The sequence below is a fragment of the Xanthomonas sp. LMG 12462 genome (assembly GCF_009192885.1).
Lineage (GTDB): Bacteria > Pseudomonadota > Gammaproteobacteria > Xanthomonadales > Xanthomonadaceae > Xanthomonas_A > Xanthomonas_A sontii.
Genome location: NZ_NMPP01000024.1, coordinates 1 through 21,362 on the forward strand (window position 1 = coordinate 1; position 21,362 = coordinate 21,362).

A 21,362-nucleotide genomic window follows, 5' to 3' on the forward strand; every position below is an offset into this window, starting at 1 on the left:
GCTGCGCGCCGTACCCTCACCCCAACCCCTCTCCCGGGGGGAGAGGGGCTAATGCGCTGCTTTAGAAGTTGTTGTCGCCGTCGAGGATGCGGCCGAAGCCGCCCAGCACCGAGCCTTCGCCGCGGTTCTGCCCGCCGCCCTGCGGCGCGGCGGCGAACATGCGTCCGGCCAGGCGCGAGAACGGCAGCGACTGCAGCCAGACCTTGCCGGGTCCGGTGAGGGTGGCCAGGAACATGCCTTCGCCGCCGAAGAACATGCTCTTGATGCCGCTGACCGGGCGCACGTCCATGTCCACCGAGGCGTGGAAGGCGACCACGCAGCCGGTGTCCACGTCCAGCCGCTCGCCGGCGGCCAGCTCGCGTTCGATCACGCAGCCGCCGGCATGCACGAACACCCAGCCGTCGCCTTCGAGCTTCTGCATGATGAAGCCTTCGCCGCCGAACAGGCCGGTCATGATCTTGCGCTGGAAATGGATCCCCAGCGACACCCCGCGCGCGCCGGCCAGGAAGCTGTCCTTCTGGCAGATCAGACGGCCGCCGTGCTGGTCCAGCTTCATCGCCAGCACCGTGCCGGGATAGGGCGCGGCGAAGGCGACCTTGGCCTTGCCCTGGCCCTGATGGGTGAACACCGTGGTGAACAGGCTCTCGCCGGTGACCAGGCGCTTGCCGGCCGACAGCAGCTTGCCCATCAGCCCGCCCTGGTTGGCGCCGGAACCGTCGCCGAACACGGTGTCCATCTGCACCGCCGCGTCCTTGAACATCAGGGCGCCGGCCTCGGCCACCGCGCTCTCGCCGGGGTCCAGCTCGATCTCCACGAACTGCATTTCGTGGCCGACGATGCGGAAGTCGATCTCGTCGGCGCGGCCGCCTGCGGCCGGCGGCGGCGGCAGGCCCGGCGGCAGGAACGTCGCGCCACCCTGCAGGGCCGCGATCTGCGACACCGGCAACCAGCCGTTCTGGCCCTGGCTCCAGGCCAGTGCCGTGGGGTTGTTGCGGGCGAAGGCGACTGCATCGGCATCGTCGAACGGGCCGGAGCGGGTCTGTTCGCTGCCGGTCAGGAAGTACCACTGGGTCATGGGTGCAGGTCCTTGGCGGGTCATGGCGGCGAGTCTAGCGGGCCGCCGCGACGGCCGACATCTGTCCAACGGCAGGGTGGCGGCTGCCACCGCTGGCCGGCCGCCAGGAGACACCGCGGCACGGGTTCTGCGAACCGTTCGTCGTAAAAACCATGACAGCGCTCAAGAACGCGGCGCGAACGCCGTTATCGGCTCACTGCCGTCACGGGCCGTATCCACGGGGATGGATGCGATCGGATCGTCGGCCATCGCCAACCCGCCATGTAACTGGGGAAATTCAATGAAATTCAAGGTTTTACTGTTGAGCGGTGCGCTGGCACTCGCCTCTGCCGGCAATGTCCAGGCCCAGGACGGCCCCGAGCTGTCCTTCAGCGGCTTCGGCACCCTGGGGCTGGTGCACTCCACCGAGGACCGTGCCGACTTCACGCCGGACCTGCAGACCACCGAAGGCGCCGGCGCCAGCCAGCGGACCTCGCCGCGTCCGGACTCGCGCATCGCCGGCCAGGTCAACGCCACCTTTACCGACAAGTTCAGCGGCGTGCTGCAGGTCACCAGCGAGTACGCCGAGCGCGCCTCGTATGCGCCGAAGGTCACCCTGGCCCACGTCAAGTACCAGTTCGCGCCGGACTTCGCGGTGCGTGTCGGCCGGATCACCGCGCCGCTGTACATGCTGTCCGAGTACCAGCGCGTCGGCTACGCCACGCCGTGGGTGCGTCCGCCCTACGAGGTCTACAACTACCTGATGGCGATGGACGGCGTGGAAGGCGTGTACACGCGCAATGTCGGCCAGAGCGTGCTCAGCGTGCAGGGCTTCTACGGCCGCATCGATTCCAAGAAGGCCGAAGTGCACGCGATGCGTGGCCTGTCGCTGGTGCTGGACCAGGGCGCCTCCACCTACCGCGTGGCCTACATCAAGGGCAATGCCGACTACCGCACCGACGATCTGGACCGCCTGTTCGGTCTGTATCGCCGGATCAACCCGGCTCTGGCCGAACGCCTGGACACCGTCGGCGTCGCCGGCAGCTTCGCCAGCGCCGGCTACAGCTACGATCCGGGTCCGTGGTTCGCGCGCGCCGAAGTCATCCGCGCCGACTACTCGCCTTCGCTCAACGGCAAGACCACCTCCGGCTACGTGAGCGCCGGTGCGCGCTTCGGCGCGCTGACCCCGTCGCTGACCTACGCCAACGTCGACAAGAAGGCACCGGTGATCGCGCCGGGCGCCGATCCGCTGGGGCTGATGACCCGCGCCGTCGCGCTCGCCGAGAACGGCCGCCACAGCTACACCGCCTCGCTGCGCTGGGACGTGTACGAGAACGTGGCCTTCAAGTTCCAGGCCAGCCACATCGTCAACAACGCCGGCTCGTACGGCAGCCTCGGCAACATCCAGCCGGGTTTCCGTCCTGGCGGCAGCTACAACCTGCTGTCGGCCTCCTTCGATTTCGTGTTCTGAGGACGACACCATGAATGCTTACAAGATTGCCGGCGCTGCGGCGCTGGCTCTGCTGTTCTGCACCGCCGCGCAGGCCGAGGTGGTGGTGGTGATGTCGTCCAAGAGCCCGGTGGACAGCCTGAGCAAGGACCAGGTGTCGCAGATCTTCCTGGCCAAGTCCAACAGCCTGCCGGGCGGCGCGCAGGCCACGCCGATCGACCAGGACGAGGGCGCCAAGGCGCGCGAGGAGTTCTACAAGAAGGTCACCGGCCGCGATGCCGCGCAGCTGAAGTCGTACTGGTCGCAGCTGATGTTCACCGGCAAGGCGCAGCGTCCCAAGCACGTGGCCGGCGACGATGCGGTCAAGAAGGCGGTCGCCGCCTCGCCCGGCGCGATCGGCTACATCGATGCCGGCACGCAGGATGCGAGCGTCAAGGTCGTCTTCAAGCCCTAATTGCCTCCGGAGAGCCTCCATGATGAGACGTCTGCTTTCCCTGCCGTTGTTCTGGAAGATCCTGCTGCCGGCGGCGGTGTCGATCCTGTGCCTGCTGGGCTACATCGGTTTCAGCACCGTGGTGTTCCAGCGCAACAACGGGCATCTGGAGGCGATCCGCGACGTGCACTTCCCGGTGCTGGACACCATGACGCGCAACGTCGCCGCGCTGGACAAGATCATCAATGGACTGAACGGCGCGGCGGCGGCCGGCGACATGGACATGCTCAAGGCGACCGCGCCGATCGCGTCGCAGATCCACGCGTCCTACCAGAAGCTGCAGCAGACCGACCCGGGCAATGCCCGGGAACTGGCGCGGCTGGGCAAGGAGTTCGACGAGTACTACGCGCATGCGGCGGCGGTGGCCGCGGCCTTCGCGCAGCAGCGCGAACCGGATGCGGCGCAGATGGAGGCGATGGCACCGTCGCTGGAGCGCTACCGCACCCATCTCAACGCGATGCACCACAGCGCCGACGCGCGCTTCCGCGCCACCGTGCAGAACGCCGTGGACAGTTCGATCGCCGCCAGCGTCGGCGGCCTGATCGTGGGCGTGCTCGGCGCGCTGGCCTGCATCGCCTTCGGCTGGATCGTCGCGCGCGCCATCACCCGTCCGTTGCGGCGTGCCATCCGCACCGCGCATGCGGTGTCGCAGGGCAAGCTGGACAACCCCATCGCCATCGACGGCGGCGACGAGGTCGGCCAGTTGCTGCACGCCATGGACAGTATGCAGCGCCAGTTGCGCCGCGTGATCCAGGCGCAGACCGAGATGGGCGCGCAGCACGAGGCCGGCGTCACCAGCCACCGCATCGTCGCCAGCGAGTTCCCCGGCGAGTTCGGCAGCATGGTTCAGGCCGGCAACGCGCTGGTCGAGGGGCACATCGCGGTGACCCTGCGCGTGGTCGAGCTGATCAAGCGCTACGCGCGCGGCGACCTGTCGCAGGAACTGGAAGCGTTGCCGGGCGAACGCGCGGTCATCACCCAGTCGCTCAACGACGTGCGCCGCAACCTGCTGCGGATCAATGGCGAAATCAAGCGGATGGCCGCGGCGGCGGCCGCCGGCGACTTCACCGCGCGCAGCGACGAGGCCGCCTTCGACTTCGACTTCCGGCAGATCCTGGTCGACCTCAACCAGCTGATGAGCACGGCCGACCGCAACCTCAACGCGCTTTCCTCGCTGCTGCAGGCGGTGGCCAGCGGCGACCTGACCGGGCGCATGCACGGCGAGTTCGAAGGCGTGTTCGCGCGGATGCGCGACGACGCCAATGCCACCGTCGCGCGTCTGACCGAGATCGTCGGCCGCATCCAGCACTCGTCGGCCGCGATCGATGCGGCCGCCGCCGAGATCGCCGCCGGTAACGACGACCTGTCGCGGCGCACCGAGCAGCAGGCGGCAAGCCTGGAAGAAACCGCCGCGTCGATGGAAGAGCTGACCTCCACCGTCAAGCAGAACGCCGAGTACGCGCAGCAGGCCAACCGCCTGGCCGCCGGCGCTGCCGCGGTCGCCGTGCAGGGCGGCAACGTGGTCGGCCAGGTGGTGAGCACGATGGAGGGCATCGCGTCCTCGTCGCGGCGCATCGGCGACATCATCGGCGTGATCGACGGCATCGCCTTCCAGACCAACATCCTCGCGCTCAACGCCGCGGTGGAAGCCGCGCGTGCCGGCGAACAGGGCCGCGGCTTCGCGGTCGTCGCCAGCGAGGTGCGGACGCTGGCCCAGCGCTCGGCCAATGCGGCCAAGGAGATCAAGGGCCTGATCGACGAGTCGGTGGAGCGCGTGGCCGATGGCTCGGCCCTGGTCGGCCAGGCCGGCACCACCATGCAGGAGATCGTGGCCTCGGTGCAGCGTGTCACCGACATCATGGGCGAGATCTCGGCGGCCTCGCGCGAGCAGTCGGCCGGCATCGAACAGGTCAACACCACCGTGGCGCAGATGGACCTGGCCACCCAGCAGAACGCGGCGCTGGTCGAAGAAGCCACGGCCTCTGCGCGCGCCATGGAAGAGGAGGCCGGGCAACTGAGCCAGTCGGTCGCGCTGTTCCGCCTGGCCGCGCCGGCGCCCGCAGCCAGACCGGCGCAGGTGTCGCGGCTTGCGGAAGACACCGCGGCGTCGTCGCCGGCCGTGGCGGTGGAGGACGCGCTCGACGCGTGAGGTGTCGGCCGCCGTGCGCGTGGCCGTCGTGTGGCCGCGCGCGGCGGTCGCCTTACAGCGCGCTGGCCGGGCGCACCTGCAGAACCGCGTTCTCCGCGGCGCAGTCGCCTGCCGGCATCCGCCCGGTCGCCCGGGCGGCGGCGATCTCGCCGCGCGCCGCGGCCAGATCGGCGCTGAAGGTCGGGTCGTCGTGCAGCCGCGCCACCGTAGCCGCGCCCATGAAGCGGCCGGCGAGCACGTCGCTCTGCCAATGCACGTTGCACACCAGCCGGCTCTCGCCGTAGTTGCGGCCGCGCGCGATCAGCGCAGTGGCGCGCTCGGGCGCGATCTCGCTCAGGATCAGCGCCCAGGCCCAGCCGATGGCGCTGTGTCCTGAGGGATAGGAGCCGCTATGGCGCAGGTCGTCGAGATCGCCCGGGGTGCACACCGCCTGCGCGTTGCGCAGGAACGGCCGCGCGCGCTGGTACCGGCGCTTGGCCGCCTTGGTGGCGGCACTGGCGTCGATGCGGCTGCGCTCCAGCAAGGTGTACAGATGCGGGGTGTGCTGCGCATTGATCGCCACGCCCAGCGCGCAGGCGAACTGGCCGGCGCCGTTCGGGAAGCTCAGGTCGGCATCGCGCGCGGCCTGCTGCCAGCGCGCGCTGCCGCGCAGGGCCAGCGCCTCGCGGTTGACTCCCAGGTCCAGCGCGTCGCCGGGCGAGTCGGCCGCCGGCGGCGCCGGCAGCAGCTGCAGGCTGTCCGGCACCGCCGCGGCCGGCAGATAGCCCACCGCCTTGGCCGGCGCAGGCGCAGGCGCCGGTGCACGCAGCGCGGGACCGCTGCAGGCGGCCAGGGCGAGCGCCAGCACGGCGGCGGCGGAGCGGACACGACAGGCGGGCGACACGGGCATGCGGACTCGGACAGCGACGGCGGATCGGTCAGTGTACGGTGCGATGCAGCGACGGGGCGCCCGAGGCGGCATGCCGTGGCGCGCGACTGCGGAGAGGAGCGGCTTCAGCCGCGACGGGCGTGACCGGGAAGGCCCGTCGCGGCTGAAGCCGCTCCTCCGGAAGCAGGTTTGCGTATTTCTGGAAGCACCGTTCCCGCCTCAGCCCCCGTCACGCTCCTCGCGCGGCGGGAAGCGCAGCACGACCCCGCGCGGCGGCGCCGGCGGTGGCTGCCACAGCACCGGCACCTGGGTCGGCGGCGGCGGTTCCAGTTCGTCGTCGGCGGCGAGGATCTCGTCGGTGTCCTCCTCGTCCTCCCAGCTGTAGCGCTTGCGCGGCGGCAGCGGATCGCGATGGCGCAGCAGCAGCGCGGCGACCACGCCACCCACGGCGCCGCCGAGATGCGATTGCCAGGACACCCCGTCCTCGTGCGGCAGCACCGTCACCAGCATGCCGCCGTAGAACAGGAAGGCGATCATGCTGGCGGCGATCGCGGCGCGGTCGCGGCGCAGCAAGGCCAGCACGAACACCAGGAACAGCAGGCCGTGGGCGACGCCGCTGGCGCCCAGGTGATGGCTGCCGGGATCGCCGAGCCACCAGGCGCCCAGGCCCGAGCCCAGCCACAGCAAGGGCAGCCCGGCCAGGGTGGCGCGCGGATACACGCTGCCGGCCAGGGTGCCCAGGATCAGCAGGGCGCCGGCATTGGCCCCCAGATGCTCCAGCGAGCCGTGCAGCAGCGGCGCGGTGAGCACGCCGAGCAGGCCGGCGGCCGTGTGCGGTGCGACCGCCCAGGGCCGCCAGTCGAACAGGCCCTGGCTGGCGAACACCGCCACCAGCACCGCCACGAAGGCCAGGATGGCATTGAACGCGCGCAGGATCCGCGCGCGGTCGAAGCGGCCCTGCGCATCGGGTTCGGGCGTGGGTGAGGGGAGCGAAGAGGTGTCCATGCTCCCTGGATGGCGGCGCCGGGCGTCCAAGGCAAGGCGCCGCCGATGGGAGGGACTGGCCGCGGCCGCGGGACAATCCGCGGCCGCGGCGCCCGCGCCGGGTCAGTGCGCCGGCTTGGCCGGGCGCAGCAGGCTCAGCACCACGGTGGCGCCGATCACCACCGCCACCGCCAGCAGCGACACCAGTACCGGGATCTTGTACAGGTCGATGATCAGCATCTTGGTGCCGATGAACACCAGCACGATCGCCAGGCCGTAGGGCAGCAGGTGGAAGCGGTCGGCCATGCCCGCCAGCAGGAAGAACATCGCGCGCAGGCCCAGCACCGCGAACACGTTGGAGGTCAGCACGATGAACGGGTCGGTGGTGATCGCGAAGATCGCCGGGATGCTGTCCACCGCGAAGATCACGTCGGTGATCGCGATCAGCATCAGCACCGCGAACAGCGGGGTGAACCAGCGCTTGCCTTCCTGGGTCACGCTCAGCGCGTTGCCGTGGTACTGCGGGGTCAGGCGCAGATGCTTGCGCATGAAGCGCAGCACCGGGTTGGCCTCCAGGTCCGGCTCCTTGCCCGCCGAGAACCACATCTTGATGCCGGTCAGCAGCAGGAATGCGCCGAACACGTACAGCAGCCAGTGGAACTTGGTCAGCAGCACCGAGCCGGCGAAGATCATCACCGCGCGCAGCACGATCGCGCCGAGCACGCCGATCACCAGCACGCGCTGGCGCTGCTCCTCCGGCACCGCGAAGTAGCTCATGATCATCAGGAACACGAAGATGTTGTCGACCGCCAGCGACTTCTCGACCAGGTAGCCGGTCAGGAACTCAAGCCCCAGGCGGTTGCCGGTGGCCACGTCGATGGTCTCGCGCAGGTACCACCACAGGCCGGCGTTGAACGCCAGCGCCAGCGCGATCCAGCCGATGCTCCACCACAGCGCTTCCTTGAAGGTGACCTTGTGCGGACCGCCGTGGCGCATCAGCACCAGGTCCGCCAGCAGCGCCACGACCACCACGATCGCGAAACCGCTCCACAACCACACGTTGCCTATCGTTTCCATTGGGAATTTTCCGTCAGTGAACAGGGAACCTCGGGGCCGCGTTGGCGGAGGCGTTCCGGACGGAGACGACGGATGTCGTCCAGAGGGTGCCTTCGCCACTGCGGCGAAGGTCTCGCTCGCAACCGGCGGACCGGTTGCCGTTGCACCGGAGCCCGCGGGCTCGAATTGACGGCGACAACGTCGGGAGCTACTCCCCTTCTGCGGGCATTCTTGCGGCTGCCGGCGGTGCCGTCAATCGGGGCGGCTACAATGGCGTTCATGAATAGTCCCCTGCCCGTAGTCCGCCTCAAGAACGCCTGGCGCTCCAGCCATCCTTGGATCTTCCAGAAACTGGTCGAAAAACCCGCCGCCAAGCCCAAGCCGGGCGCGCTGGTGGACGTGGTCGGGGTGGACGGCGACTGGATCGGCCGTGGCTTCTACAACGGCCACTCGCGCATCGCCGTGCGCATCCTCGAGACCCATCCCGACATCGCCGTCGACGAATCGTGGTTCGCGCGCAAGATCGCCGAGGCGGTGTCGCTGCGCCGTGACGTGCTTAAGCTGGACGCGGTCAGCGATGCCTGGCGCGTGGTGCATGCCGAGGGCGACGGCTTGTCCGGCCTGGTGGTGGACCGCTACGGCGACCTGCTGGTGGTGGAGTTCTTCAGCGCCGGCATGTTCCGCCACCGCGAGTGGATCTACGCCGCGCTGCGCGCGCAGTTCCCCGGCGCGCGCTTCTACAGCTTCGCCGAGGAGCACGTGCAGAAGCAGGAGAGCTTCGACTACCGGCCGGTGTCCAGCAGCGGCGAGCGCCCGGAGCCGGCGATCATCAGCGAATACGGCGTGCGCTTCCGCGCCGATCCGGCCGGCGCGCACAAGACCGGCTTCTTCGCCGACCAGCGCGAGAACCGGCAGTGGCTGAGCCAGCAGGTGGAGGGCAAGCGCGTGCTCGACCTGTGCTGCAACACCGGCGGCTTCGCGGTCTACGCCAAGGTCCGCGGCGCCACCGAGGTGGTCGGCGTGGACATCGACGAGGACGTGATCGAGATCGCCAAGGGCAACGCCCGCCTCAACGACGTGCGGCCCAAGTTCGTGCAGGCCGACATCTTCCCGTACCTGCGCGATGCCGCCGCCCGCGGCGACCAGTACGACGTGGTGATCCTGGACCCGGCCAAGATGACCCGCGACCGCGACCAGGTGATCCCGGCGCTGAAGAAGTATCTGGACATGAACAAGCTGGCGCTGGGCGTGGTCGCTCCGGGCGGCCTGTTCGCCACCTTCTCCTGCACCGGCCTGGTCGCCGAGCACGAGTTCCTGGACATGCTGCGCCGCGCCGCCTATTTCTCCGGCCGTACCATCCAGATCCTGAAGGTGGCCGGCGCCGGCGCCGACCACCCATTCATGGCCCACGTGCAGGAATCGCGCTACCTCAAGGCGGTGTTCTGCCGGGTGCTGGACTAGCGCGCCGCGCATGCGCAAGGCCAAGCGGCGATGCGTGCGTGACGGCCTGATCCGGGTGCGCCGGCCGGCGATCGACGCCGCCGCTGCATGAAGATCGTCATCGCCCCGGACGCGTTCAAGGAAAGCCTGTCCGCGGCGGAGGCGGCCGCGCAGATCGCGGCCGGCTTCCGCAGCGTGTTCCCGGAGGCGCAGTACGTGCTGCTGCCGTTCGCCGACGGCGGCGAGGGCACGGTGGACGCGCTGGTCGCCGCTGGCGGTGGGCGCCGGGTCGCCTGCACGGTGACCGGGCCGCTGGGCGCGCCGGTCGCCGCGCAGTTCGGCCTGAGCGAGGACGGCGGCACCGCCCTGATCGAGATGGCCGCGGCCAGCGGGCTGATGCTGGTGCCGCCGCAACAGCGCGATCCATGCCTGACCGGCACCCGCGGCGTCGGCGAACTGATCCTGGCCGCGCTGGATGCCGGTGCGCGCCGGCTGCTGATCGGCATCGGCGGCAGCGCCAGCAACGACGGCGGCGCCGGCATGGCGCAGGCCCTGGGCGTGCGCCTGCTGGACGCGCACGGCCGCGACCTGGCTGCCGGCGGCGCGGCGCTGGGCGCGCTGGCGCGCATCGACCTGGACGGGCTGGACCCGCGACTGCGCGACTGCACGATCGAGGTCGCCTGCGATGTCGACAACCCGCTGACCGGGCCGAGCGGCGCCTCGGCGGTGTTCGGGCCGCAGAAGGGCGCCACGCCGGCGATGGTCGCGCAGCTCGATGCCGGGTTGCAGCACTACGCCGAGGCGATCGAACGCACCCTGGGCGTGGCGGTGGCGTCGCTGCCCGGTGCGGGCGCGGGCGGCGGCATCGGCGCGGCCCTGGTCGCCTTCCTCGGCGCGCGGCTGCGGCCGGGCGTGGAGATCGTCGCGCAGGCGCTGGGGCTGGAAGCGCACCTGGCCGGCGCCGATCTGCTGGTCACCGGCGAAGGCCGCCTGGACGGGCAGAGCGCGCAGGGCAAGGTGCCGGTCGGCCTCGCCCGCATCGCCCGACGCCACGGTGTGCCGGTGCTGGCCATCGCCGGCGGCCTGGGCGAGGGCGCGGCGGATCTGCAGGCGCAGGGGATCGACGCGCTGTTCGGCGCGGTGCAACGCGTGTCCACGCGCGAGGCCGCGCTGGCCGACGCCGCCGACGCCCTGCGCCAGGCCGCGCGCAACGTGGCCGCGGCGATCGCCCTGGGCCAGCGCCTCGGCGGCTCCCGGGCGCAATAGCGGCGCTCGGCTTTGGCGGCGCGCTGCAGCCGCGGCGTTGGGAATCCCGTGTGGGAGGGACTTCAGTCCCGACGCGGTGACCGGTGATTGCCGCAGGACCCCGCGAGGCCGTTGCCCCGCGCGTCGCGGCTGAAGCCGCTCCCACACGTGGGTATGTCGCCAGCGGATGCGCCACACGCAGGCAAGCCTTGTGGGTGGGATTTCAGTCCGGACCCGATGACCGGTGGTTACCGCAGGGCCCCGCGAGGCGGCTGCCCCGCGCGTCGCGGCTGAAGCCGCTCCCACATGTGGAAATGCTGCCAGCGGATGCGCCACGTGCAGGCAAGCCCTGTGGGAGGGATTTCAGTCCGGACCCGATGACCGGTGGTTACCGCAGGACCCCGCGAGGCCGTTGCCCCGCGCGTCGCGGCTGAAGCCGCTCCCACTGTGGGCATGTCGCCAGCGGATGCGCCACGTGCAGGCAAGCCTTGTGGGAGGGATTTCAGTCCGGACCCGATGACCGGTGGTTACCGCAGGGCCCCGCGAGGCCGCTGCCCCGCGCGTCGCGGCTGAAGCCGCTCCCACACGTGGGCATGTCGCCAGCGGATGCGCCACGCGCAGGCAAGCCTTGTGGGAGGGATTTCAGTCCGGACCCGATGACCGGTGGCCACCGCAGGACCCCGCGAGGCGGCTGCCCCGCGCGTCGCGGCTGAAGCCGCTCCCACACGTGGGCATGTCGCCAGCGGATGCGCCACGCGCAGGCAAGCCCTGTGGGAGGGACTTCAGTCCCGACTCGGTGACTGTCGGCTGCCGCAATGCTGGCAGGGAAGCCCGTCCCCAAGCCAGGCCTGACGTCGGCGCCCGCCCGCTGCGACCAATCCCGAATCCCCAATCCCAACTCCCCAGGGACCGCACCAAACTGGTGCGGCAGCCGCGCCCATTTGGCGCGCGCTGCCCCGTTCAGGTAAACTGAAAACGTTTACAACACGGATTCTAACGCCATGGAAACCCCCAATCTCCCGCAACGTGCGCCGCTCAGCCCGAAGTGGCAGTTCCGCTTCGACTTCTTCGACCGTTACGGCGCCCCGTCCACGCCCGAGTACAAGGCCGCGTTCAAGGCACTGCCGTTCATGGAACGGTTGAAGATCAACATGAACTTCTTCGCCCTGTTCTTCGGCTTCATCTACTTCTTCATCCTCGGCATGTGGCGCAAGGCGCTGGGGCTGATCGGCATCTGGCTGGCGCTGGCTGTGGTCGCGGCGTTCCTACCCGAGGCGATCGGCCGCGGCCTGGGCATCGCCTACTCGCTGCTGGTCGGCATGGCCGCCAACTACGCCTACTACCTGGACCAGCGCAAGGGCAGCGTCAGCTGGAACCCGTTCGAAGGCCTGCGTTGGTGGTAAGCGTCGGGCACGGCGGCGCGCAGGTGCGACACGCCGCCGCCGCGCTCAACGCTTGCGCTTCCAGAACTGCCAGGCCGGTGCCGGCTTCGGCGTGACCGCCGCGGCCTGCGCCGGGGCCAGCTGGCCCTGAATGCCGGTCAGCCGCGCCTGCGCATCGAATGCCAGGACGATGCGGGTGTTGCCGCGCGTCGCCACGCTCTGCGCGGCGTCGCGCTGCAGGGCATAGCCCTGATCGGCCAGGAAGCCGTCGGTCATGGCCCGGTGGTCGAGTTCGAACTGCATCGGCAATTCGCCGAGCAGGCGCAGCACGCGGGCGTCGTCGCACGGCGCGAAGACCGCGGCCGGTACGTCCTCCAGCAGGAAGAACAGCGCGCCGCCGTCGTACGGCGCGCGGTAGTAGCAGCGCCCGCGCAGGGCACCGGCGAGCAGGGCGATCTGGTGGCCGCCGTCCTCGCCCAGCGCCGAAGACGGCGCGGCCAGTTCGGCGATACCTTCGTGCTCGCCGTGCGCACGTAGCGCATTGGCATTGGCCAGCAGGGCCGGTGGCAGGTTGCTGGCGGTGTTGGCCCAGGCCCACAGCCAGCTGGCGCTGGCTTCTGCGGCGGTGCCCAGCAATTGAATCGGGAACTGCAGGTCCTCGCCGAAGTACACCCGGCCCGCGCCCAGGTCCACGCGCCAATCGCGTCCGTCCAGCACGTCCGCCAGCGCCAACTGCCGGGCGTAGGCGCTGCCGATGTGCCGTGCCAGCGCTGCCTGGAACGCCGGGCTCATCGCGGCGTCTGCGGCGCGCGCTGCAGCAGGCTGTTGCGGCGGCCGTACAGCAGGTAGGCGACCACGCCCAGCGCGTTCCACAACCCGAACCAGATCTTCGTGGTATCCGGCAGGCTCCAGAACAGGTACAGGCAGCCACCGATCGCCAGCGGCCCGACCAGCCACGCCAGCGGCGTGCGGAAGGTGCGGGCACGGCCAGGTTCGCGGCGTCGCAGGACCAGCATGCAGGCGGCCACGGCGATGAAGGCGGCCAGGGTGCCGGCGTTGGCCAGCGCGGCGATCTCGTCCAGCCGCGCCACGCCGGCCAGCGCCGCCACCAGCACCGCGGTGAACAGGGTGGTCGCCACCGGGGTGCCGGTACGCGCGTTGACCTTGGACAGCCCACGCGGCAGCAGGCCGTCGCGCGACATCACGAAGAAGATCCGGCTCTGTCCGTACAGGAACGCCAGCAGCACGGTGGGCAGCGCGATCACCGCGACCACGCCGATCGCCGCCGCCGCCTTGCCGTGGCCGAGTTCGCGCAGGATCAGCGCCAGCGGCTCGGCGCTGGCGCCGAACACGTCGTAGCGCATCGCGCCGACCGCGGCCAGCGCCACCAGGATGTAGATCAGGGTGCAGCCGATCATCGAACCGACGATGCCGATCGCCAGGTCGCGCTTGGGGTTCTTGGTTTCCTCGGCGGCGGTGGAGATCGCATCGAAGCCGTAGAAGGCGAAGAAGATGATCGCCGCCGCCGCCATGACCCCGTGCGCGACGCCGTCGGCGCCGACCGTCTTGGGGAAACCGTAGGGCATGAACGGGTGCAGGTTGGCGCTCTGGAACGCCGGCAGCGCCACCGCCACGAAGATGCCCAGGGCGATCAGCTTCAGCACCACCAGCACCGCGTTGAGCGTGGCGCTCTCCTTGGTGCCGGCCATCAGCAGGCCGGCCACGGCGAAGGTGATCAGCACCGCCGGCAGGTTGACGATGCCGCCGGCATGCGGCCCCGCGGTCAGCGCCGCCGGCAGGTTCAGGTCCATGCCGGTCTGCGCACTGGCCCAGTGCAGGAAGCCGACGAAGTAGCCGGACCAGCCCACCGCCACCGTGCTGACCACTAGCGAGTACTCCAGGATCAGGCTCCAGCCCACCACCCAGGCGATCGCTTCGCCCAGCGCGACGTAGCTGTAGGTGTAGGCGCTGCCGGCGGCCGGCATCATCGTCGCCATCTCCGCATAGGCCAGCGCCGCGCAGGCGCAGATCGCCCCGGCCACCGCGAACGACACCAGCACCGCCGGCCCGGCCAGTTGCGCGCCGACGCCGATCAGGGTGTAGATGCCGGTGCCGACGATCGCGCCGATGCCCAGCGCCACCAGATGCGGCCAGCTCAGCGAGGGCACCAGCCGGCGGCCGGCCTCGTGGACGGTGACCAGGTCGAGCGACTTGCGCCGGAACAGGAACGACATGCGGGCCTCGGGGTGCGGAAGTGACAAGCCCGGCAGTGTCGCCGAATGCGGTGCAGCAAAGCTACGCCTGCGGCGCGGTATGGCACGGCGCTTGTGGAGGTCGATGCGAAACGCAAGTCCGGCCTTATCGAGCGGAGACCGCTCGCTCTCTGTCTCGTAGAAGCGGCGTCAGCCGCGACGGGCTTTCCCGATGAAGCCCGTCGCGGCAGAAGCCGCTGCTGCGGAATACCGGTGCGTCAGGAACTGTTCCGCCGCGCCCGGCAATCGTGGGTTCTCGCAACTGACCTACCGCCCCAGCCGCTCCGCCAGCCGCACCAGCTCGGCCAGCGAGCCGACCTCCAGCTTGCGCATCGCATTGCCGCGGCGCACCTTCACCGTGATCTCGCTGAGCTGCAGCCGCGCCGCCACCTGCTTGTTCAACAGGCCCTGCACCACCAGCTCCACCACCTCGCGTTCGCCGGCGCTGAGCCGCGCCCAGCGCGCCTGCAGTTCCGCCTGCGCCGCATCGGCGGCGCGGCGCGCGCGGTCGCGGGCGATGCCCTGGCCGATCGCGTCGAGCAGGTCCTGGTCGCGGAACGGCTTGGTCAGGAACTCGATCGCGCCGTTCTTCATCGCTTCCACGCTCATCGGGATGTCGCCGTGGCCGGTGATGAAGATGGTCGGCAGCGCCAGCCCGGCCTCGTGCATGTTGCGGTGGAAGTCCATGCCGCTCTGCCCGGGCATGCGGATGTCCAGCACCAGGCAGCTCGGCGCGTCGGCGCGCGGATGCGCCAGGAAGTCGCGGGTCGAGGCGAAGGCGTGCACCTGCAGGTCCACCGAGGCGAACAGGTCTTCCAGCGCGGCGCGGATCGAGGCGTCGTCGTCGATCAGGTACACCACCGGGCGTGCGGTCGCGTCATTCATGGCGTGACTCCGCCGGCGGTGGGCAGGCACACGCAGAACACCGCGCCGCGCGGCCGCCCGGGTTCGGCCCAGATGCGCCCGCCGCCGGCCTCGACGATGCTGCGGCTGATGCTCAGGCCGATGCCGATGCCGCCCTGCTTGGTGGTCCAAAACGCATCGAACAGATGCGCCTGCGCCTGCGCGGACAGGCCTTCGCCGCTGTCGGCCACGCTCAGCCGCACCGAACGCGCGTCCTCGCGCTCGGTGACGATGCGCAGCGCACGCTGCGCTGGCGGCGTGGCGGCCATCGCCTCGATCGCGTTGAGCAGCAGGTTGCCGATCACCTGCTGGATCTGCACCGGATCGGCCGACACCGGCGGCAGCAGCGCCGACAGTTCGGTGTGCACGCTGACCGCGCTGCGTTCCAGTTCGCCCTGCGACAGCGCCAGTACCTCGGCCACCGCGGCATTGAGGTCGAAGGCGCGCTGCTGCGGCGCCTCGCCCCGGGTCAGGCTGCGCACCCGCGCGATCACCTCGCCGGCACGCTCGGCGTCGGCGAGGATGCGCGCCAGCGCCGCGCGCGCCTTGTCCAGGTTCGGCGGCTGCTGGTCGAGCCAGCGCTGGCAGGCGTTGCCGCTGGTGACGATGGCCGCCAGCGGCTGGTTGACCTCGTGCGCGATCGAGGCGGTCAGGCTGCCCAGGCTGCGCACCCTCGCCAGCCGCAGCAACTGCGCCTGCGCCGCGTGCGCGGCGGCCTTGGCCCGCTCCATGCGCACCGCGATGGAGGCGGTGACCGCCACCACCACGATGCTGATCGCCGAGTTGATCACGCCGACGTGGTAGGCGCCGGCGTGGGTGAGATGGAAGCTGAGCACGACCAGCACCACGCAGATGCCCGCCAGCACGCCCAGCCCGGCCGGGGCCAGCAAGCGCACCGCGCCGAGGATCGCCACGGTGTAGAACAGCGCCGCCGCCACTGCGTAGTCGGTGACCGTGTCGGCGACGAAGATCGCACCCAGCGCCAGGCCCAGCGCGGCCAGGCCGAGCAGGCGGCGATGCGGCGGCAGCGGCTTGAACCAGGCGATCATCGGCGGTGTGGCGTGCGAGTGACGGGGATGGGCATGACTGGCTCAGGCTTCGGCGCCGGCGTTCCAGAACGCCTGTTGTACACCGGGTTCGCCCTCCAGGCGCTGCACCACCGCATCCAGTTCCTCGGCACGCACCGCGGTGGCGTACAGGGTGGCGGCGATCTCCACGTCCTTCTGCCCGAACGGATGCTGCTCGACCTCGCGCGCCGGGTAGTGCGCCTCCTCCAGCAGTTCGATCAGCCGCTCGCGCACCTCGCCGTGCACCTCGCGCGCGCAGATCGCATAGAACATGTAGGTGGCTTCCAGCGAGGATTCCTTCAGCGGATGCCGGTTGATCCGGTTCACCATCGGCCGCAGCAGGGTATTGCTGAGCAGCACGAACATGGCCGCCAGCACCGCCTCGGCGACCAGCCCGGCACCGGCGCAGGCGCCGACCGCACCCGACCCCCATAGTGTCGCCGCGGTGTTGAGCCCGGTGACGTTGGCGCCTTCCTTCATGATCGCGCCGGCGCCGAGGAAGCCGATGCCCGAGACCACGTAGGCCACCACCTGCACCGCACCCTGGGTGCCGCCGTGGATCTCGAACAGGCGGTCGCCGAGCGAGACGAAGATCGCCGCGCCGACCGCGACCAGGGTGTTGGTGCGCAGCCCAGCGGTGCGCTGGCGCACCTGGCGTTCGAAGCCGATGATCGCGCCGAGCACGAAGGCGGCGGTGAGGCTGACCAGGGTGTCGAGCAGCGAGCCGAGATTGAACAGACGCAGTGCTTCCATCAGGGCGCGTTCCGGTAGGTGGGGGGAGCGAGCATGGCGGCTCCGGGGAAGGGAGTGGGCAGGGACGGGGGCCGATGATGCCGCGGCGAGATGGCAGCGCGCATCGTGGCGACGGACAGATGCGGCTCAGCGTACCCCGGGCCACCACGCCAGCGCGGCATGCAGCCAGTGCGCGGCCGGGGCGTTCGCCCCGGCGTCGTGCAGGCGCCGCTGCGCCGCATGCGGCAAGCGCGCGCGGACGCGGATACGGTCGGCGACGGACAGCAGCGACAGCGCATCGGCCATCACCCGCGGCGACTGCGCGGACAGCGCCAGGGCGAAGGCGCGGGCGCCGTGGGTGGCGAGCAGATGGCGCAGCGCCTCGGTACGGCGCATGGCGACCGCGGCGCGCAGCGCGCGCTGCAGGCCGCGCTGCAGGCGGAACCGGCGGGAGAACAGCGAGAACAGGAACATGACGACCTCCTTGCGGCGCGTGGCCGGAGGACGTCGCAGCGTGTGCGCGGCGTGCGTCTTCCGGCTCAGCGCCGGGCAGCGACCAGGCGAGGGGAACGGCGGGGGAATGCGGCGCTGATGCCGCGTCGATGCGGATCGGGGTCCATGCTCGCCTCCGGTATCAGGGGAACGGATCGCGCGGTCGGATGCCGCGGTACCGCCCACTGGCCGGGCCAGGAGCGGGTGGCGCAAAGCTTGGCATGCGGCCCAGGTGTGCACCAGCCTGCATGAGGCCATGGCGGCGATACCAAGGTATATCCGCTCTCCTCCGCGTGCAGGCGCGTGGCGCAGCGATTGAGACGCGGCCGGCTACACTGGCCGCATGCAGAACGATGCCCATTTCCTGATCCTCGCCGGCCTGTTGTGTGCCGTCATCGCCCTGTTGCTGGCCGTGTTGCTGCGGCGGGGCAACCACACCGCGCTGGAGGCGGCTTTGCGCGAGGAGCAGCGCAGCGGCCGCGGCGAACTGCGCGAGCAGCTCGACAGCCTGGCCCGCCAGCAGGACGCACGCAGCGAAGGCTTCGCCCGCCACCTGGCCGATCTTTCCACCCGCACCGATCAGCGCCTGGACCTGCTGCGCGAGGCGCTGACCGAGGACGCGCGGCGCGGCCGGGCCGAGGCCGGCGCCGCGCAACAGCGCATGGCCGAGCTGCTGAGCCAGCGCCTGGTCGAAATCCGCGGCCAGCTCGACGCCTTCGGCCAGCAGCAGGACGCACGCATGGCCCAGTTCGGCCAGCAGCAGGCCGAGCTGATCGCGCGCATCGACGCGCAGCTGGGCGCGTTGCGCGAGGCCCTGATCGAGGACGCGCGCAAGGGCCGCCAGGAAGGCGCCGACGTGCAGCAGCGCTTCGCCGACACGCTCGGCCAGCGCCTGGGCGACCTGGTCCAGCGCAACGAGCAGCGGATGGGCGAGATGCGCGCCACCCTGGAGGAGCGGTTGAAGGAACTGCAGGCCGACAACGCGGCCAAGCTCGAGCAGATGCGCGGCACCGTCGACGAGAAGCTGCAGACCACCCTCAACACGCGCCTGGACGCCTCGTTCAAGCTGGTCTCCGAACGGCTCGAGCAGGTCCAGCGCGGCCTGGGCGAGATGCAGCAGCTCGCCACCGGCGTCGGCGACCTCAAGCGCGTGCTGAGCAACGTCAAGAACCGCGGCGGCTGGGGCGAGGTGCAGCTGGAGAACATCCTCGAGCAGACCCTGACCCAGGAGCAGTACGCGCGCGGCGTGCGGGTGCGCCCGGAGCGCAACGAGATGGTCGATTTCGCGGTGCGCCTGCCCGGCCGCGGCCACGAGGACACGCCGGTGTGGCTGCCGATCGACGCCAAGTTCCCGCGCGAGGACTACGAGCGCCTGCTCGACGCGCAGGAGCAGGGCGATCCGGAACTGGTGCAGGCGATGGGCGTGCAGCTGGAGCGCGCGATCCGGGTGCAGGCCAAGTCGATCGGCGACAAGTACATCGCCCCGCCGCACACCACCGACTTCGCGGTGATGTTCCTGCCCACCGAGGGCCTGTACGCCGAGACCCTGCGCCGCCCCGGCCTGGCCGATCTGTTGCAGCGCGAGCATCGCATCGTCGTCGCCGGCCCGACCACGATCACCGCCCTGCTCAACAGCCTGCAGATGGGCTTCCGCACCCTCGCCATCGAAAAGCGCTCCAGCGAAGTGTGGGGTGTGCTGGCGGCGGTGAAGAGCGAGTTCGGCAAGTTCGCCGGCATCCTGGAAAAGGCCGAGAAGCAGATCAGCACCGTCGGCAAGAGCCTGGGCGAGGCCAGCCGCAAGACCCGCACTATCGAACGCCGCCTGCGCGGCGTCGAGACCCTGGCCGATGCGCAGGCCGCGCCACTGCTGGAACTGTCGCTGCCGCTGGACGATGCCGAAGCGGACGAGGCGGCAGGCGACGACCGGGAATGAGGGCTTGCGTTGCAAGGCGGCCGGGGTGTCGAGGTGGAATGACTGGTCGTGGCGGTTGTGTTGGCGCGGGATGGCATGCGACCGGCACGCGCCATGTTGGATGCAGCGCCGCGACCTGGACGGGCCAGCGCGGCCGCTTCGTACGCGCGCGCTGTACAGATGGCGCAGCATGCGGCTGTCCTGGTCTTGCCTGCAGTGTCGATGCGATTCGACATCGCGGATGCGTTGTCGTCTCCAGGCCGCTCGCCTGCTCGCCCGCTGGCCGATACGCGCGCTGCCGATCACGACGAGAGGCACATGTGTAGCGGCGGCTCTTGTTCCTTCTGCGGCAGTCGCGAGCAGGTTTTGCGGACGCGGCCGTCGCGGCTGAAGCCGCTCCTGCGGGATCACATGATCCGCAGCAAAAGCGGGTGTTACGAGCCTGCACAGGCTAGCTGTCGGTGCGCTGAGTCACGCGGTCACGGCACTGCGCATGCTGCGCCGGCAGCGACTATGCTGGCGCTCCCTTTCGATCGAGGTAATGCCCCATGTCCGAGTCGCTGACCGCCATTCCGCTGACCCGCATCGATGGCCAGCCGGCCACCCTCGCCGCGTTCGAGGGCAAGGTGTTGCTGATCGTCAACGTCGCTTCCAAGTGTGGCCTCACTGCGCAGTACGCGGGCCTGGAAGCGCTGTACCGCGAGAAGCAGGCTGCGGGGCTGGAAGTGCTGGGCTTCCCGGCCAACGATTTCAAGGGCCAGGAGCCGGGCAGCGAGGCGGAGATCCAGCAGTTCTGCCAGCTCACCTACGACGTGACCTTCCCGATGTTCTCCAAGATCGCGGTCACCGGCGAGGACACGCATCCGCTGTACCGCGCGCTGATCGCCGCGCAGCCGCAGACCGAGGGCGAGGGCCCGATGCGCGAGAAGCTGGCCGGCTACGGCATCGAACCGAATCCGGCGCCGGGCGTGCTGTGGAATTTCGAGAAGTTCCTGGTCGGCCGGGACGGCCAGGTCCGCGCGCGCTTCGCCCCGGATGTCACCGCCGAGGATCCGCGCCTGCGCGCGGCGATCGACGCGGCGCTGGCGTAACGGCGCGCGGCGCCATCTGGCTGTGCTTGGACGAGCTGAAGGTGTGTTGCGGCGTCTAGGTAGTTGGTGAACGAGCCGGAGAGGTGATCGATGTCCTCGTTGGCCGGCGTCGCTTGTTGCGGCTGAACCGCTCCTACGCAAGGCGTGCAGCATCGAAACTGTTGCCTTTGCCTTTGCCTTTGCCTTTGCCGTTGCTCTTGACTTGGTTTTGGCTGTTGCTCTGGCTTTTGATCTACCGGGTTCCCTTCCGAAGCGGCGGCCATCGCGGGGAAATACCCGAAGGGCGGCGTACATGGATGTACGCCGTCCGCGGCAGGGGCAGGATGCCCCTTCCGCGGATCCCCGTGATGGACGCGGACCCGGAGCGCGCAGCGCGGAGGGCGCGAGGCAGGGCGCGCTTTCTTTTGGTTACCTTTTCTTTGCGCGAGCAAAGAAAAGTAACTCGCCCGCAAGGGCGAAAGCTTTGCTTCTGCTGTTGTCGTTGATGTGGTTGCTTCGTTTGGAAGCTTGAAAGCAACAGCAAAGGCTTTCGCCTGGCGCGGGTCACTTTTCTTTGCTTGTGCAAAGAAAAGTAACCAAAAGAAAGCACACCCCGCAGCGCGCCTTCCGCGCTAACGCGCTCCAGGTTCGCAGCCACGTCGGGCATTTTCCGACGGCACATCCATGTGCCGGCGGAAAACGACGCGCATCCTGCGCGTCGCCCTTCGGGTATTCGCCCGTCGTGTCTGCCGCGCCGAGGGGACCCGGTAGATCAAAAGCACAGCAACAGCACAAGCAACAGCGGGAGCAGGA

Annotated in this window: 18 protein-coding genes; 8 read left to right on the forward strand and 10 right to left on the reverse strand. The window is 70.1% G+C overall.

Annotation, left to right across the window (positions count from 1 at the left end):
- Positions 1 to 61: 61 nt before the first annotated feature.
- On the reverse strand, positions 62 to 1,075 hold the full coding sequence (locus CEK69_RS07040) for a TIGR00266 family protein (RefSeq protein WP_152244674.1): 1,014 nt from the start codon (positions 1,073 to 1,075) through the stop codon (positions 62 to 64).
- A gap of 280 nt (positions 1,076 to 1,355) precedes the next feature.
- Between CEK69_RS07040 and CEK69_RS07045 the strand changes: the two genes are divergently transcribed.
- From CEK69_RS07045 to CEK69_RS07055, 3 genes are read left to right on the forward strand one after another with little or no spacing between them, the layout of a single operon-like run.
- Positions 1,356 to 2,525, forward strand: a complete 1,170-nt coding sequence (locus CEK69_RS07045) for a hypothetical protein (RefSeq protein ID WP_017908406.1) — start codon at positions 1,356 to 1,358, stop codon at positions 2,523 to 2,525.
- Positions 2,526 to 2,535: 10 nt separating this feature from the next.
- The gene (locus CEK69_RS07050) at positions 2,536 to 2,958 is read left to right on the forward strand and encodes a phosphate ABC transporter substrate-binding protein (protein ID WP_152180925.1); all 423 of its coding nucleotides are present in this window, start codon (positions 2,536 to 2,538) and stop codon (positions 2,956 to 2,958) included.
- A 19-nt stretch (positions 2,959 to 2,977) separates the two neighbouring features.
- A complete protein-coding gene (locus CEK69_RS07055; RefSeq protein WP_152244676.1) occupies positions 2,978 to 5,146 on the forward strand; it encodes a methyl-accepting chemotaxis protein in 2,169 nt (722 codons plus the stop codon).
- Positions 5,147 to 5,198: 52 nt separating this feature from the next.
- On the opposite strand, the gene CEK69_RS07060 is transcribed toward CEK69_RS07055, so the two are convergent.
- The 3 genes from CEK69_RS07060 to CEK69_RS07070 all read right to left on the reverse strand — a co-directional run bounded on the left by CEK69_RS07060 (position 5,199) and on the right by CEK69_RS07070 (position 8,075).
- Entirely contained in the window at positions 5,199 to 6,035 is an 837-nt protein-coding gene (locus CEK69_RS07060) for a phosphatase PAP2 family protein (RefSeq protein WP_152244678.1), read from the reverse strand.
- Positions 6,036 to 6,233: 198 nt separating this feature from the next.
- The gene (locus CEK69_RS07065) at positions 6,234 to 7,019 is read right to left on the reverse strand and encodes a rhomboid family intramembrane serine protease (protein WP_152244680.1); all 786 of its coding nucleotides are present in this window, start codon (positions 7,017 to 7,019) and stop codon (positions 6,234 to 6,236) included.
- Positions 7,020 to 7,121: 102 nt separating this feature from the next.
- Positions 7,122 to 8,075, reverse strand: a complete 954-nt coding sequence (locus tag CEK69_RS07070) for a TerC family protein (protein WP_017913055.1) — start codon at positions 8,073 to 8,075, stop codon at positions 7,122 to 7,124.
- A gap of 258 nt (positions 8,076 to 8,333) precedes the next feature.
- On the opposite strand from CEK69_RS07070, the gene CEK69_RS07075 reads away from it, so the two are divergent.
- The 3 genes from CEK69_RS07075 to CEK69_RS07085 all read left to right on the forward strand — a co-directional run bounded on the left by CEK69_RS07075 (position 8,334) and on the right by CEK69_RS07085 (position 12,142).
- Positions 8,334 to 9,515: a class I SAM-dependent rRNA methyltransferase gene (locus CEK69_RS07075; protein WP_152244682.1), complete on the forward strand. Its 1,182-nt coding sequence runs from the start codon at positions 8,334 to 8,336 to the stop codon at positions 9,513 to 9,515.
- Between the two features lie 87 nt (positions 9,516 to 9,602).
- Entirely contained in the window at positions 9,603 to 10,760 is a 1,158-nt protein-coding gene (locus tag CEK69_RS07080; protein WP_152244684.1) for a glycerate kinase, read from the forward strand.
- A gap of 980 nt (positions 10,761 to 11,740) precedes the next feature.
- Positions 11,741 to 12,142 carry a DUF2628 domain-containing protein gene (locus CEK69_RS07085; RefSeq protein ID WP_017909243.1) on the forward strand — a complete coding sequence of 134 codons (402 nt, stop codon included), beginning with the start codon at positions 11,741 to 11,743 and terminating at the stop codon, positions 12,140 to 12,142.
- Between the two features lie 45 nt (positions 12,143 to 12,187).
- Here the strand turns inward: CEK69_RS07085 and CEK69_RS07090 are convergent, their stop codons facing one another.
- The 6 genes from CEK69_RS07090 to CEK69_RS07115 all read right to left on the reverse strand — a co-directional run bounded on the left by CEK69_RS07090 (position 12,188) and on the right by CEK69_RS07115 (position 17,549).
- The gene (locus CEK69_RS07090) at positions 12,188 to 12,913 is read right to left on the reverse strand and encodes a DUF6882 domain-containing protein (protein ID WP_152244686.1); all 726 of its coding nucleotides are present in this window, start codon (positions 12,911 to 12,913) and stop codon (positions 12,188 to 12,190) included.
- Complete coding sequence (locus CEK69_RS07095; RefSeq protein WP_152237227.1) at positions 12,910 to 14,355, reverse strand: amino acid permease; 1,446 nt, start codon at positions 14,353 to 14,355, stop codon at positions 12,910 to 12,912. Before CEK69_RS07095 ends, CEK69_RS07090 begins: the two co-directional genes overlap by 4 nt.
- 285 nt (positions 14,356 to 14,640) lie before the next feature.
- Positions 14,641 to 15,258 carry a response regulator gene (locus tag CEK69_RS07100; RefSeq protein WP_017912890.1) on the reverse strand — a complete coding sequence of 206 codons (618 nt, stop codon included), beginning with the start codon at positions 15,256 to 15,258 and terminating at the stop codon, positions 14,641 to 14,643.
- Positions 15,255 to 16,325, reverse strand: coding sequence for a sensor histidine kinase (locus CEK69_RS07105; protein WP_152244688.1), 1,071 nt, complete (start codon positions 16,323 to 16,325; stop codon positions 15,255 to 15,257). Before CEK69_RS07105 ends, CEK69_RS07100 begins: the two co-directional genes overlap by 4 nt.
- A gap of 42 nt (positions 16,326 to 16,367) precedes the next feature.
- The gene (locus CEK69_RS07110; protein WP_148827367.1) at positions 16,368 to 17,096 is read right to left on the reverse strand and encodes an MgtC/SapB family protein; all 729 of its coding nucleotides are present in this window, start codon (positions 17,094 to 17,096) and stop codon (positions 16,368 to 16,370) included.
- A gap of 126 nt (positions 17,097 to 17,222) precedes the next feature.
- A complete protein-coding gene (locus CEK69_RS07115; RefSeq protein ID WP_152244690.1) occupies positions 17,223 to 17,549 on the reverse strand; it encodes a hypothetical protein in 327 nt (108 codons plus the stop codon).
- 361 nt (positions 17,550 to 17,910) lie between these two features.
- On the opposite strand from CEK69_RS07115, the gene rmuC reads away from it, so the two are divergent.
- Both rmuC and CEK69_RS07125 read left to right on the forward strand, forming a co-directional pair.
- Entirely contained in the window at positions 17,911 to 19,500 is a 1,590-nt protein-coding gene (rmuC, locus tag CEK69_RS07120) for a DNA recombination protein RmuC (RefSeq protein WP_152244692.1), read from the forward strand.
- A 527-nt stretch (positions 19,501 to 20,027) separates the two neighbouring features.
- Entirely contained in the window at positions 20,028 to 20,570 is a 543-nt protein-coding gene (locus tag CEK69_RS07125) for a glutathione peroxidase (protein WP_017912458.1), read from the forward strand.
- Positions 20,571 to 21,362: the final 792 nt, after the last annotated feature.